Origin of the sequence: Pseudoalteromonas sp. S327 (genome assembly GCF_005886415.1) — a bacterium.
GTDB lineage: Bacteria > Pseudomonadota > Gammaproteobacteria > Enterobacterales > Alteromonadaceae > Pseudoalteromonas > Pseudoalteromonas atlantica.
Genome location: NZ_PNDP01000035.1, coordinates 103,768 through 118,278 on the forward strand (window position 1 = coordinate 103,768; position 14,511 = coordinate 118,278).

Annotated in this window: 13 protein-coding genes; 9 read left to right on the top strand and 4 right to left on the bottom strand. The window is 39.2% G+C overall.

Going from position 1 to position 14,511, the window contains the following annotated elements; translation table 11 throughout:
- Positions 1 to 316 precede the first annotated feature (316 nt).
- Both CWB60_RS11545 and CWB60_RS11550 read left to right on the top strand, forming a co-directional pair.
- Complete coding sequence (locus tag CWB60_RS11545; protein ID WP_138578160.1) at positions 317 to 2,125, top strand: CBM96 family carbohydrate-binding protein; 1,809 nt, start codon at positions 317 to 319, stop codon at positions 2,123 to 2,125.
- A gap of 392 nt (positions 2,126 to 2,517) precedes the next feature.
- Positions 2,518 to 3,543: an energy transducer TonB gene (locus CWB60_RS11550; protein ID WP_138578158.1), complete on the top strand. Its 1,026-nt coding sequence runs from the start codon at positions 2,518 to 2,520 to the stop codon at positions 3,541 to 3,543.
- 61 nt (positions 3,544 to 3,604) lie between these two features.
- Here the strand turns inward: CWB60_RS11550 and CWB60_RS11555 are convergent, their stop codons facing one another.
- Positions 3,605 to 4,789 (bottom strand): acetyltransferase domain-containing protein, encoded by a 1,185-nt coding sequence (locus tag CWB60_RS11555; RefSeq protein WP_138578276.1) that lies wholly within the window; start codon positions 4,787 to 4,789, stop codon positions 3,605 to 3,607.
- A gap of 169 nt (positions 4,790 to 4,958) precedes the next feature.
- Complete coding sequence (locus CWB60_RS11560; RefSeq protein ID WP_004587826.1) at positions 4,959 to 5,375, bottom strand: MgtC/SapB family protein; 417 nt, start codon at positions 5,373 to 5,375, stop codon at positions 4,959 to 4,961.
- Between the two features lie 228 nt (positions 5,376 to 5,603).
- Here CWB60_RS11560 and CWB60_RS11565 point away from each other — a divergent pair, with 228 nt between their 5' ends.
- Together CWB60_RS11565 and CWB60_RS11570 are read left to right on the top strand one after the other, a co-directional pair.
- Positions 5,604 to 7,097, top strand: a complete 1,494-nt coding sequence (locus CWB60_RS11565; RefSeq protein ID WP_138578156.1) for a BCCT family transporter — start codon at positions 5,604 to 5,606, stop codon at positions 7,095 to 7,097.
- Between the two features lie 158 nt (positions 7,098 to 7,255).
- Positions 7,256 to 7,630: a hypothetical protein gene (locus CWB60_RS11570; RefSeq protein ID WP_138578154.1), complete on the top strand. Its 375-nt coding sequence runs from the start codon at positions 7,256 to 7,258 to the stop codon at positions 7,628 to 7,630.
- On the opposite strand, the gene fghA is transcribed toward CWB60_RS11570, so the two are convergent.
- Entirely contained in the window at positions 7,584 to 8,426 is an 843-nt protein-coding gene (gene fghA, locus CWB60_RS11575) for an S-formylglutathione hydrolase (RefSeq protein ID WP_004587829.1), read from the bottom strand. The genes CWB60_RS11570 and fghA overlap by 47 nt on opposite strands.
- A 68-nt stretch (positions 8,427 to 8,494) precedes the next feature.
- Positions 8,495 to 9,616 carry an S-(hydroxymethyl)glutathione dehydrogenase/class III alcohol dehydrogenase gene (locus CWB60_RS11580; RefSeq protein WP_004587830.1) on the bottom strand — a complete coding sequence of 374 codons (1,122 nt, stop codon included), beginning with the start codon at positions 9,614 to 9,616 and terminating at the stop codon, positions 8,495 to 8,497.
- 131 nt (positions 9,617 to 9,747) lie between these two features.
- Here CWB60_RS11580 and CWB60_RS11585 point away from each other — a divergent pair, with 131 nt between their 5' ends.
- The 5 genes from CWB60_RS11585 to CWB60_RS11605 all read left to right on the top strand — a co-directional run bounded on the left by CWB60_RS11585 (position 9,748) and on the right by CWB60_RS11605 (position 14,463).
- Positions 9,748 to 10,617 carry a LysR family transcriptional regulator gene (locus tag CWB60_RS11585; protein WP_171036143.1) on the top strand — a complete coding sequence of 290 codons (870 nt, stop codon included), beginning with the start codon at positions 9,748 to 9,750 and terminating at the stop codon, positions 10,615 to 10,617.
- A gap of 125 nt (positions 10,618 to 10,742) precedes the next feature.
- The gene (locus tag CWB60_RS11590) at positions 10,743 to 11,960 is read left to right on the top strand and encodes a lipoprotein-releasing ABC transporter permease subunit (RefSeq protein WP_138578150.1); all 1,218 of its coding nucleotides are present in this window, start codon (positions 10,743 to 10,745) and stop codon (positions 11,958 to 11,960) included.
- Positions 11,953 to 12,651, top strand: coding sequence for a lipoprotein-releasing ABC transporter ATP-binding protein LolD (lolD, locus tag CWB60_RS11595; RefSeq protein ID WP_029774428.1), 699 nt, complete (start codon positions 11,953 to 11,955; stop codon positions 12,649 to 12,651). The genes CWB60_RS11590 and lolD overlap by 8 nt, the downstream gene beginning before the upstream one ends.
- A complete protein-coding gene (locus CWB60_RS11600) occupies positions 12,641 to 13,885 on the top strand; it encodes a lipoprotein-releasing ABC transporter permease subunit (RefSeq protein WP_138578148.1) in 1,245 nt (414 codons plus the stop codon). Before lolD ends, CWB60_RS11600 begins: the two co-directional genes overlap by 11 nt.
- Positions 13,886 to 13,998: 113 nt before the next feature.
- Positions 13,999 to 14,463, top strand: a complete 465-nt coding sequence (locus CWB60_RS11605; RefSeq protein WP_138578146.1) for a YehS family protein — start codon at positions 13,999 to 14,001, stop codon at positions 14,461 to 14,463.
- The last annotated feature ends 48 nt before the right edge of the window (positions 14,464 to 14,511 follow it).

Sequence of the window (14,511 nt, forward strand, 5' to 3'; positions counted from 1 at the left end):
TATTTTCTTGCGGTAAAAACACACTTTAATAAAAATTTAATTATATTTTTAACTCTATGATATCAAGTTTAAAAAAGATAAAACTAATAACTTATGATTAGTATTAAACAATAAAAATAATTGAAAAACACTAGCGATGTTCCATACTATTTTTAATAGATAAGCCATATCAAAACTACTCCTACAATTAAATAATTACTAATTTGGCTATGAACTTTATTTACAACCCTTTGTAAATTTAACGTACGCCTGAACAGTTAATGATTAATTTCTGCTTAGGTAAATATTCAAATTATTAATTAGTTTAGGAATAGCAATGAAATTAACCTTAAAAATTCGTCGGATAAAAGGTAAGTTTTTACTTAGCTTTTATATTTTGTTGGTTCTACCGCACATTAGTATTGCTGAAACCGTTTTATTTGATGATTACCCCCAAAATGGCACCTCTTTGTGGTCTACTTCATCCAGTGAATCAAGCTTAACGCAGATAGATGAACCAGTAGCTGATGGCGATAAAGCAATCGTAATGTCAGCCCATCATTGGACCCAATCGGGTTTGCGCATTGCACAAGTACCGCCATACGAAGATACCATCCTCGAAGCAAAAATATACCGAAAGTCAGGTAGTAAAGGGACCCTTATGTTTCGTAGGGGGGAAAACTCTTTAAAGATAAATCTAGATGATTCTAATAGCGAGTTTTGGACCATTAATGGCGAGCCAGGACATAATGACTACTCAGATGACACTTGGCATACAATTCAAATACACCTTAAACACTTTAACTTAAACGAAGGAGAGAATGTACTCGCAGTAGGTATTCAGGGCCCTTACGGTACAGGTATATTTTATATGGATTCAGTCTACTTTAAAGAGAATAAATCGATTGTAACTACTAACCCTCCGGCGCCAGGGAATTGGGTACTTACTTTTGAAGATGACTTTAACCAAAACACCCTCAACCCTGATAAGTGGAAAGTTGGCAAGCAATACTTAGGTATGAGTGGCATTGCTGCTAATGCAGGAAGTGAAAATATTAGTGTTGAAAACGGTATGCTGATGTTCAAAGCCGAACGAGAACTCTTTAATCAAGGAGATAAAACGCATCATTATAAAGGGGCTGAGATCAGTACTTTTGGCCAGTTTAGACAGCAATATGGATACTTCGAAGCCAAGATTAAGTATGACTCAATACATGGTACGTGGCCTGCTTTTTGGCTGTTAGCTGATAAAGGAATTTATGGGAGTGATACTTATAGGCGCCAAGCTTTATTGAAATTTAGTCTTGATGATATATCAGATACGGTTGACTCAGCACTTCTAAAGCTCAAGGTCTCTAAAGCAACAAATAAAAGCAGTGTTGCGGTACATAAAACACTTTCGAGTGGTTGGTCTCAGAGTACAGTAACGTGGGATACAAAGCCGAAGATTGACCCCATTTGGTTTACTCACCGTTATGGTGCTTCATCTGGTGATATTATTGAGGTTGATGTTACTGATTATATTCAGAAGCAGAAAAATGCGGGAAGTGATGCCAGCTTTGCCTTAGTCGATAACTATATGAGAAAACAGCTTTTAGAAATATTCAGTAATGAAGCAGAAAACTCAGCTGATAGGCCTGTACTTATTGTTAATGACACAAATATAGGAATAACTGATGATGCAACAGTTCGTGGTGGTGAGTATGCTAAAGAAAACTATGGCGAGGAGCCTATTTTATTGGTTAAAGATGTGTGGGGCGATACATCAACCACTTTTGGTAGGGGTATGGAATTCGATATTATGGAGTATTTAGGCGTGTGGGGAGGCGGTGTCAGTTGGGCTGCTCTACATTGGGATGGATACGGTAGTAAACATGCATCAGTAGAGTCAGATAAACTTTACCTTAATGAAACAGAAGATGACTTTCATCTATTTGGTATGCATTGGGCCCCTAATTACGTTGGAATGTATATCGATGGTGAAAAAGTATGGGAACATGAAAGCGAGCGGATTGGCAGCTTACCCTCATATGTGATCTTATCATTACAAGTCGGTGGATGGGACGGTAATACTCGTAATATTGATGATGATTTTGTGGCCACAATGCTTGTTGATTATGTCAAAGTATGGAAAAACCAAGAGTAAAATTAGTATTAAAATTTAGGGTAACCGGCTACATAAAAATGAATACTGATTTAAACTATTTACTTAGCAACGTGTAGCAAAGGCGCTGTTTAAGGCGCCTTTTTTTATGCCTGTGTTTTTTATAAAAGCCATAATAATACCAATCCGTAATACTCAATCATTTTGCGCGGCTAAACATGTCGCTACAAGCGTTAAAATTCTCAATTAGATTAATTAAATAGCGAATTTTTTACCTAGCTACAAACATGTTTTTCCAGCCTCATAATAGCTCACTTAATAAAGCAGATTGGTATAAAGTTGATTAAAAAATGACGTGTTTTTTATGGATTAACTTGCATTTATGGAGTACCTTTGTTTTTATAATAGAAACATAATCTAGGATGGATATATCGATGAAAAAACTTTTACTAGCACTTTCTCTCGCTTCAACCTTTACTCACTTATCAGTATCAGCAGATGATTTTGTAGCTGCTGAAATTATTAATAAAAACTACGACCAGCTTACTAATACCTCGCCGCGTGCATCGAGGTTAGAAGGGATTAATTTAAGTAGCTACGTGGTTGATGAAAACGGCCAGGTGAGTGATATCGAAATTGTGGCTTCGCTTGGTCAAAAAAAATATCAACGAGAAGCTCTCGATTATGTTTCTAAGCTTAATTATAAAAGTGCACAGATAAATGGCAGTGCCGTGCCAACGGCGAAAACTATTACGGTAAGCTCGCAAAATGTACATGCTAGTTTTTCTAACGATCAGGCATCCCCGGCGTTTTTTGACGATTATGAGAAAGCCAGCCAGCTTATTGATGATAAAAAGTACGATGAAGCTAAAACGTATATTACTGAGCTTGAAAACGAACACACTAAAAACACAGTCGAAATAGTTTTACTGGCTTGGCTTAAAAGCCAACATAGCTACTTTGTGCAAGATTGGAAAAGCTTTGATAAGTCAATTTATGAAGCCTTTTTGTTTAGAGATAACTTACCGGATCAAATAAAAAAACGCGTTATTAAAAATGCCTTACAATGGTTTATTTCAAAACAAGACTACGTACGTGCTTACGATGCAATTGATGCATTAGGTGATATTGAATCAATAACGTTTAGCGAGGAAAATAGAGCGCAATTACTTGCACAAGTGAATGACATTTATAAAAACTCTGGCGCTATAAATCAACAAATAACGCTTGAGTCTGAAAAAGCGGTTTTACCTTTACTTTCTAAAGGTACGGTTGAACTTAGTGCGAGTAAACCGTTATCTAAAGTACAACTTCGCTGTGAAAACAAAGTCGTTAATTATAATACCAACGAGATTGATAAAATATTAATTTCAAAAAATGATATTCGTTGTGGGCTATTAATTAAAAGTGCACAGGCGCAAACGGTTACTTTAAAACAAACTGGTGAAAGCTTTTTATAAAGTATTTTATTGGTAATAAACACTTAAATAAAAACCCCACAATATTATTGTGGGGTTTTTGTTATATATATTTAGCAATTAGAGTGTGCTTATTGTTGCGCTTCCAGCCTAAATAGCGTTTTGCAAGCAAAGTGGTTAAGCCTATAACCACAGCTATAAATAACAAAGTTGCGCCATAACTCATACCGTACCCCGGTGGAAGGCCTACTAATGTGTCGCCGTATGTCATATCGCTAAAACTAAGTCCTAAAACAGGGATAAGCAACCAAGCGACAGCGTGCAATAAATACAAATGTGCAAGGTATGAGAACATACTGGTTTTACCAAGCACTTGTAAAAAGTTACGAGAAAAGTCGGCTTTAACATGGCTTAAAAGTTTAAGCGCAATTAGCCCAAGGCCTACGGTTAGCAACATAAATTGTAATGACAGTGGGTATTTAGTCGGGTTTAAAAACGACATAACAGTATTAATAGTATGGGTATGAATAGTAAATACTGAAGTGTCGCCGTATAAATTAAAACCGCGCAGCACAGTGTATAAAGCAAGGCAGCTTGCACCTAATATAGCTGCATAATTCATGACCTGGGCTTTGTACTGGTGTTTTTTATAATATACTCCCGCGCAGTAAGCTAAAGCCATTAAACCTACAATGGGCGCAACTGGGTAAGTTGTTCTCATTTTTAAGCCCAAAGGTAGTTCAAGTACATTTTTTTGATGTGCAATAGACCAAAGTGTATGTGCGAACGTATTTGGCTCAAAGCCTACGCCATCAAATAGATTATGGCCAAACACCAACAATAAAGCACTTATTAGCACTGCATAAGTGCCTAATAAACGTAATAAGCCTAATATGACAAATCCCCAGCCTATTGCCCAAATGACCTGTGCGTACAACATTGGAAAAGCGGGGTTAAAGCTCCATGACCACGAAACAATGGTGAATTCAAAAATGATTAGCACCAATCCACGGACAATTAAATTGTAAGAAAATGCCTTAGTTGAAGCGTATTTATGCTCAGTAACAGCTGCTGAAAGGCCTGCTAAAAAAACAAATAAAGGGGCACAAAAGTGCGAAATAAAGCGGGTGAAAAAAGTAACAGGGCTGGTACCCGGAACCGCCATAGGATCGGTTACTGAGTAATTAAGACAATAATACATACCATGGTCAATCACCATAAATATAATGATAATGCCACGCAATAAATCAATATGATGTAACCGAGGGGCTGTAGAGTGAGACGACATCATTAAGCTCAAATACGTTGTATAAATTTGCCGATATTATATGTTATATAGTATCGTCATGCGAGCTTGAGCGCTTTTAAGCGCCTTGATTTATTACATTAATTTAGGTTGCAGTAGTTACTCACAATTTATTTTCTTTTTAGTAATTACATAATGGTACACCTTAGCATTACTTAAACTTTTTAATGTACCTCAGTGTTATAAAATTAATGATAGCTAATAAAATAGCAATTTCGTAACGGCTGTAGGCAACCGCTATACCAATTAAACCCATATTCCATATGCTTGCTGCTGTTGCGGTACCCGATGTAGATTTATTATTTTTTAAAATTGCACCACCGCCAATAAAGCCTATGCCGGTAATAATTCCTTGTAGCATTTTAGATTGCGCTTCTGCACCTTCTAGCACTGACATAGCAATTACCGCATAGCCACATGAGGCAACTGCCACAAGCGGAAAAGTCCTTAACCCTGCACCATGGTGGCTTCGTTCCCTGTCGTAAGCCATAGGCAGGGCGAGTATGTAGGCAATGCCAAGGTGTACTAAATTATCGATGATTTCGTTCCACTGTAAATCAATTTCCATAATGGTCTCTATTGGTTAAAGGTGTAAACTAATAGCAACCTACAGGCCATCTTATTTTATTGCTTAAAATCAATGTGTTAAATTTAAATGTGAGAGGCGTTAATTGATTAATTGGTAACATTTACATAGTTAATTTACGCTTTTACAGATAAACCCTGCCTATGCGTTTAATTAATTAAGCAAAGTGCGTATTATTTTATTATTAAACATTAATAAACAGTATTTCACTTGCCTTTACATACAACCAAGCTTGAAAAAACAGCGTTATTACTTTGCCTTACTCTTTGTGCTATTGCATTTTTGGCGCCTCAATTACTCACTAATCATTTGCAACCGCTTATAAATAACGCCCTAAGTTTTTTAGGGGCGCCGTTTTTTTTATTAGTAAATTTTTTATTACTTGCAGTTATCGTTATTGCCATAAGCCCGCTTGGGAGGCGAAAAGTAGGCGGTGACAATGCCCGTATTGAATTTGGCTTATTTGGCTGGCTTTCTATGCTTTTTGCCGCAGGGATGGGGTCGGGCTTAATTTTTTGGGGAGTTGCAGAACCTGCGTTGAATGTAGTCAACTCTCCCTTAAAACATACACTTTACCCTGACAAAGTAAGTAGTGCTTTAGCGCTGACGTTGGTTAACTGGGGGGCGCATGCGTGGGCTCTTTATGCTGTATTTGGGCTTGTGTTAGGTGGCTTAACAAAAAACAGTCATTGCAGTGGTGATATTAGCGCACCGGTAATCAGTGCGTTAAAAGGCGCTATCAATATAAAATACCAATACAGGCTTACCTTTATTGTTAAATTAGTGGCCGTGCTTGCCATTTTTTTTGGTGTGGTTGGGACAATTGCAAACTCTACGTTATTGCTACGCAAGGGAATTGAAATAAACCTAGGGATAGAGTCAGCGCTTGTATCTGGTTTTATCATAATCAGCTTAATTGTATTGCTGTATACAATATCGGCCAAGCTTGGGCTTAAAAAAGGTATTCAAACGCTGAGTAAGTTTAATGTTTGGCTAGCTTTTTTACTTTTATTGTGGCTGCTTTTGTTAATGCCCATACAGCCTATAATGGCTATTGCCATTGAGGGCACAAGGGATTACTTACGGCTTATTTTTACAGGGGCATGGCAATTACAAAGCCAACTTAATAACCCTGAGTGGGCAAATGGCTGGACCTACAATTATTATTTTTGGTGGTTAGCGTGGGGACCTTTTGTTGGCGTGTTTTTAGCTAAAATTAGCCAAGGCCGGCCAGTGTGGCAATATATATTGGGCGTAGTTTTGCTACCTACGCTTGTGACTATTGTGTGGTTTAGTGTGTTTTCGGGCTCAGCTATCGCATGGGATAAAACCTACCATGCCGGTATTTTAGATGCCATTAAAGCCGACTATACCCAAGGGCTATTTATATTTTTTCAGCAGTTAGGCTGGCAAGGCGCCGTACTTATTTGGTCAAGCTTGTTATTGTTGCTTATTTTTGTGGTTACCTCAGCCGATTCGGCCATATTAGTAATACGTGATTTAACAAATAGCAAAAAGGCAAAAGCATGGAGTATTTATGGTTGGTCACTCGCGCTTGGGCTTTGTGCCTTTATTTTACTGGTACAAAATAATGAGCCACTAAACAGAACCATTGCTATTATTGGCGCTTTACCGTTTTTAGTTATTTTTATTTTGCAGCTGGTGGGCTTTATAAAAGAGTGTATAAGTGAATTTAAGTATTAGGGCTTAAACCCATTTTATTAATAAAATGATGATGCACTGTATTAAATTGTACGCTTAGGCCGTTCAAAATTAAGTATATAGAACAGGTATACATATTTTTACAATACTATTTTTAAAGATGTTTATAATTTAGGTAATATTTTTGATCAGGATGAGTCATGAGAGCGCTAACTTTATGTATATGTGTTATTTACCTAAGTGGCTGCACAGTCGCTGGTGTTATAATTGATGGTCAGGCACAGTCAAATGCACGCGCCAATAAATATAGTAATAGCCCAGCTCGCTCTGAGCCTTATAAAAATCCACTCGAACCTCTACCGAAAGACAAAAATGGGTTTAGTTTTACCGATATAGGGTTAAAAATAGATTCATTGCTGATCAATTTAGTAAAAGGTGAGGGCAATACGGTACAAGTGTGTAGGCAAGTGAGTAAAGTATTGAAAGAGTGTGTAGAAGTAGATAAATCTGATCTACACACTAACGAGATTACGCAGTTAAAAACTGACTATGAAATGATAAGTGTTGGTCAATAAAGCTGCTTATAAAAAAGTAACTATGATCGTAGCCAGCTTGCATTTCAATGCTAAGCGGGTAACCTTTATTTTTAGCAACAGCCGCTAAATTTTGTGGCTTAAGTTGCTCCTCTAAAAACCCATCGGCATCGCCCTGTGTAACAAGCATAGGGAGAAAATCAGCCTGCTGCGCTTTTTTCATCAATTCGCACGAATCGTATTGAGCCCAAAGCTCTTTGTCAGTGCCTAAGTAACCCGTAAATGCTTTCACGCCCCATGGGCAGTCAATTGGATTAACAATAGGGCTAAAGGCCGAAGCGCTAACAAACGCTTTAGGGTTTTTAAGTGCCACCATTAAAGCGCCGTGCCCGCCCATAGAGTGACCGCTAATTGCTTTAGTACTGGTTACTGGGAAGTGTTGCTCAATAAGCATAGGTAGTTCATCAACTACATAGTCATACATATTAAAATGTGTATTGAACGGTGCTTGTGTTGCGTTTACGTAAAAGCCTGCGCCTTGGCCAAAGTCGTAGTTGTCGTCATCAGGGACATTATCACCACGTGGGCTTGTATCAGGCGCTACAATTGCAATACCCAGCTCAGCCGCTTTTTTAAATGCGCCGGCTTTTTGCATAAAGTTTTCGTCTGTACAGGTTAAACCCGATAGCCAATATAGTACTGGCACTTTATTTGTTTCGCTTGCGCCAGGGGGTAAAAATACCGCAAAACGCATTGTGCAATGGGTACTTGTTGCAGTGTGGGTATATTGTTTGTGCCAACCACCTGCTACTTTTGTACTTGAGATATTTTCTAACATAAAAATCCTTAAAAGCCGCAAACAATTAAGTATTACGGCTTTTTAATACATAGGTTACCAATAGCGTATTAGTAGTGAATTACTGTACGAATACTTTTACCTTCGTGCATTAAATCAAACGCATCGTTAATTTCTTCAAGGCTCATGGTATGCGTAATAAAGTCGTTAAGCGCAAATTCGCCTGCCATGTAACGCTCAACTATTTCAGGTAATTGTGAACGGCCTTTAACGCCACCAAATGCGCTACCACGCCATACACGCCCTGTTACTAGTTGGAAAGGACGGGTTGAAATTTCTTGGCCAGCACCGGCTACACCAATAATTACCGACTCACCCCAACCTTTATGACAACACTCAAGTGCTGAGCGCATTACATCAACGTTACCAATACACTCAAACGAGTAATCAACACCGCCATCGGTCATATCAACAATCACTTCTTGGATAGGCTTGTCGAAATCTTTAGGGTTTACTAAATCGGTTGCGCCAAGTTTTGTTGCAAGGTCAAATTTGCTGGTATTAATATCAACACCAATAATGCGACCCGCGCCTGCCATTTTTGCACCAATAATGGCCGATAAACCAATGCCACCTAAGCCAAAAATAGCCACGGTATCGCCAGGTTTTACGTTTGCAGTGTTTGTTACCGCGCCCATACCTGTGGTTACACCACAGCCTAATAAACAAATTTCTTCAAGCGACGCTTCTTTGTTTACTTTTGCGAGTGAAATTTCTGGAAGTACTGTGTACTCAGAAAAAGTAGACGTCCCCATGTAGTGATAAATTGGTTGGCCGTCTTTAAAAAAGCGTGTAGTGCCATCTGGCATTAGGCCTTTACCTTGTGTTTCGCGCACTGCTGAACACAGGTTAGTTTTGCCTGAAGTACACATTTTACATACGCCACATTCAGCGGTGTAAAGTGGAATAACGTGATCGCCTACTTCAACACTGGTTACGCCTTCGCCCACTGCATACACAACGCCTGCACCTTCGTGGCCTAAAATGGCTGGGAAAATACCTTCAGGATCTTCACCTGATAAAGTAAATGCATCAGTGTGACAAACACCAGTAGCGGTAATTTTTACCATTACTTCGCCTTTTTTAGGCATCATTACATCAACTTCTTCAACGCTTAACGGTTGGTTTGGACCCCACGCAATAGCTGCTTTTGATTTTATAAATTCAGACATGTGTTTATCCTTTGTAGTGGTTTTAAATAACAATTGTAGACCCAATTTGTTTGGGTGATGGCTCTATTGTATTTGTTTCTCAAATAATGATAATCTCTGATTTATTAAAACACTTTTACAGTATGGTAATAATGGCTCGTTGGGATGGCATAGACGAATTTATAGCAGTGGGTGAAGAGGGTAGTTTTACAGCAGCGGCTAATGTACTGGGGTTGTCGGTTGCTCATATAAGTCGCCATGTAACGGCGCTGGAGCAGCGTTTAAACACCCAGTTACTCACCCGTACCACCCGCAAAGTGGTATTAACTAAAGAAGGTGAAGCCTTTTTACATCAAACTAAGCAATTACAACATGCTATGGACGATGCCACGCAAAGCTTAGCAACGCAGCAAACAACGCCTAAAGGTAAAATTAAATTAACAGCACCGGTTATGTATGGTGAAACTTTTATTATGCCCATTGTGCACAATTTTATGCACGCTCATCCTGAGGTCGAAGTTATTGCTACGCTTTCTAACGAGCAAGAAAATTTACTCGAAGGCGGGTTTGATTTAGCCATTCGGTTAGGGCATTTAAAAGATTCAAGCCACAGAGCACGGCGTTTAAGTGCTAGGCGCTTTATAATGTGTGCCTCCCCAGATTATTTATCCCGAGTAGGTGAGCCTCATACCCTAGGCGAGCTAAACCAACATCAATGTTTAATTGGTAACAGCAGTTACTGGCGAGTAAACGAAAACGGCCGCGATAAACACATTAAAATTGCGGGTCGCTTGCGCTGTAATAGTGGTTGGGCATTAGTTGATGGTGCAAAAAAAGGCTTAGGAATAGTGCAGCTGCCAAATTATTACATTGAAAATGAGCTACGAACGGGCGAGCTTGTGCCAGTATTAACTTCTTATCAGCCAGCTCAAGAAGGCGTGTGGGGAATTTACCCACCGCGCCAGTATGTTGCCACTAACGTAAGAGTATTACTCGATTATTTAGTGGCCGGGCTTGAATAAAGCGCGTTTAAAATATAGCCAAGTATAAGATTTATAAATTATTTCTTACATTTATGGTCATATTCAATTCATCTTAGTTCGTGCTACTATAGCCGCACACTTTTAGCATAAATGTTTTAAATAATATGTTTCAACCGGTTAGCTTATTTATAGGGCTCAGATATAGCCGCTCCTCCAAAGGAAATGCGTTTATATCGTTTATCTCGTTTTTTTCTATTGCCGGAATAGCCATAGGGCTAATGGCCTTGTTCACTGTAAGCAGTGTAATGAATGGCTTTGAAAACAGTTTAAAAACGAATATGTTAGGGCTCATTCCTCACGTAGAAGTACAAGCCAATAAACACACCAGCGAACAAATGACAGCGTTAAAAGCCGATTTAGAGCGCTCAGATTATGTAGATCACGTAAGCCTTTACCGTCACGGCGAAGCCATTTTGCAAACCAATAAAGATTTACACGGCGTATTACTGCAAGGCTTGTATGGCGATAACGGATCGCTATATAAAATTACCGATAAAGTTGTGCAGGGCAATTGGCAAAACGTTTTAAATAATAGCTACAACATAGCTATTAGCCGTTACTTAAGCCGTAAACTTGGCGTTGGTATGGGAGAAAAACTGCGCGTAATTATGCCTAATGCCTCAACTTACACACCACTTGGGCGCGTACCTAGTCAGCGTTTATTTAAAATAGCCGCAATATACGAAACCGGCTCAGAGATAGATATGAGCCTTGCATTTACCAGCGGCGCATCTTTACAGCGGGTATTAAAGCTTAACAAAAATACCGCGCCTAACTTAAGTGTCTCGTTACATGAACCCTTTGAATTGGCGCAATTTACAAAGGACAGCCAGCACATTTTACGCGATTACCAAGTAAGTGACTGGCGCAGTAGCCAAGGTACTTTATTTGCCGCGGTTGCCATGGAAAAACGTATTATGTCTATGTTGTTAGGGCTGATTGTATTAGTGGCTGTATTTAATATTGTTTCGGCACTGACTATGATGGTGAGTGAAAAACAAGGCGAAGTGGCGATATTACAAACCTTAGGTTTAACGCCTTCACAAGTACAAAAAGTGTTTATGGTGCAAGGCTTGTATAACGGGGTGATTGGCACCGCGATAGGGGCACTTTTAGGTGTATTGTTTAGCTTATATATTAATGAACTACTCGCTGCTGTGGGGCTAAACCTACTAGCAGGTGTAGAGCTTCCGGTAAAATTTGATGTGTTAAGCCTCGTTATTATTGCGCTTAGCAGTATTGCAATGAGCTTTTTAGCCACTTTATATCCTGCGCGCAAAGCCGCAAAAGTAAAACCAGCAGAGGTATTGCGTTATGAATGATTTAGTTATTAGCTGTCAAAACTTAAGTAAAGTTTATCAAGATGGCCAAAATCAAGTAGAAGTATTAAAAGGGGTGGACTTATCACTTAACCAAGGTGATATGCTGGCTATAGTGGGCAGCTCAGGCTCAGGAAAAAGTACCTTATTGCATATTTTAGGAACCCTGGATACGGCTACATCGGGTAGCGCTAAAATAAAAAATCAAGACGTTGCTAAATTATCGCGAACAGAGCAGGCGGCGTTTAGAAATAAAAACTTGGGCTTTATTTATCAGTTTCACCATTTATTAATGGAATTTAGTGCGGTTGAAAACGTGGCTATGCCGCTACTAATTAAAGGGCTCAACGCAAAAGAGGCGAAAGAGCAAGCCCTGCAAATGCTAGATAAAGTAGGCCTAGCGCATCGCAGTGAGCATAAACCTTCGGCACTGTCTGGTGGAGAGCGCCAGCGTGTTGCTATTGCTCGTGCTTTAGTGACTAAACCCGCATTAGTATTAGCCGACGAACCTACCGGTAACCTTGATAAGCAAAACGCGATTAAAATTTACGATTTAATTAATGAGCTAAATAAAAGCTTAAATACTAGTTTTGTGGTGGTTACTCACGACTTAGAGCTTGCAGACAAGCTAGGTAAAATTGCGTATTTAGATGATGGGAAACTTGCCATTAAAGAGTCGCACCATGTTGCTTAGTTTATTTTTAAGTGAACGCTTTAGAGCGTATTCTGGCCATAAAGATGAAAAAAACGCATTTGTAAGCTTTATTGCCAAAGCCTCTACCGTTGGTATTTTATTAGGGGTGGCGGTGTTAATTGTTGCGCTTTCGGTTATTAATGGCTTTGAGCAGCAATTAGTGCATCGTTTATTAAGTGTGGTACCGCAAGTTGAATACGTAGCGCCTAGCCGACCGATTGCTGATTGGCCTAACAAAGTAGAAAAACTTAAAGTAGAGCCTCATGTTACAGGTGCTGCGCCATTTATAGCAGTAAATGGTATGGCGCAATTTAAAAGCCAGCTAAAAGCGGTAGAAATACGCGGCGTTGAACCTAGCTATGAAGGGAATGTATCGGCCATAAATCAATTTACCAAAGGCACACTGGTTAGTCAGCTGCGCACGGATAACGTTATTTTAGGCAAGCAAATTGTAAAGCAATTAGGTGCTAATATAGGCGATAACATTACTTTACTCATTCCTAAAATTAGCGAGCAAGGCAAGTCTCTATTAGCCCCTAAGCGCGTAACGTTAACACTTGCGGGCATTATAGAAATGGGTGGGCCAATTGACAGTAGCGCTGCATTTATTCACTTAAATAAAGCACAGTCAGTTTTAGGTTACGACGACAGCCAAGTGACAGGTTTACGATTGAGCGTAGATGATGTGTTTGCTGCGCATCAAATTGCACTGCGAGTAGGGCAAACTATTAGTGATTATGTGTATGTCTCTAGCTGGTTTAGAACGCAAGGTAGCCTGTATCAAGATATTCAAATGGTGCGCACAATTGTGTACATTGTGGTGTTTTTAATTATAGCGGTAGCTAGTTTTAACATTGTATCGTCGCTTGTAATGGAAGTGCGCGAAAAACAAGGCAACATAGCTATTTTAAAAACTATGGGTGCTAAAGACAGTACTATTTTAGCTACCTTTGTCATGCAAGGTTTAACACAAGCCTTTGTTGGCGTGTTACTTGGCACACTAGTTGGGGTTATATTAGCGCTTAACATTAGTGAGCTGTTTACATGGGTTAGCCAGTTATTTGCAGCTAACCCGCTTGAAGGTGTTTATTTTATTGAATTTTTACCCAGTAAATTAGTACTCAGTGATATTGGAATAACAGTTATTGTTACCTTTGTTTTAGCTGTACTTGCTACTATTTATCCGGCGTGGCAAGCAACTCGAGTCGACCCTGCCAAGGTATTGGGTAATTAACAACTCTTTATAGTGTAAATATCAATAGGGCAGCGTGCCTTAAGCTGCTAAACTGCGCGCTCATTTAACGTGGGCGCTCTAATTTAGCCTCGCTCTCTACTCAGGAAATTACTTTGACAAATAACGATATTTTACGCCGTGTTCGCTATACCTTTAATTTAACCGATACTGCCATGGTAGGTATTTTTGCCGCCGCAGAGGCTACAGTTACCACTGAGCAAGTCGTTGCATGGTTAACAAAAGAGGGTGAGCAAGGGTTTGTTAAAATGTCAGACACTCAGTTTGCTACGTTTTTAAATGGCTTTATTAATACTAAGCGTGGCAAGCGCGAAGGCCCACAGCCTGTGCCAGAGGCTAAGTTAAATAATAATATTATTTTTATGAAGCTACGTATTGCTTTAAACATGAAAGCAGAAGATGTAATAGCAACACTTGCACAGGTTGACTTTGAATTAAGTAAACATGAGCTCAGTGCGTTTTCTCGCAAAGTAGAAAATAAACATTACCGTGTGTGTAACGATCAGGTTTTGCGTTTGTTTTTAACAGGTGTTCAGCAGCAGTATCGCCCTGCAGAGTAAATAAATTATTTAACGCTAAAAGCTCAGCAATTGCTGAGCTTTTTTGTA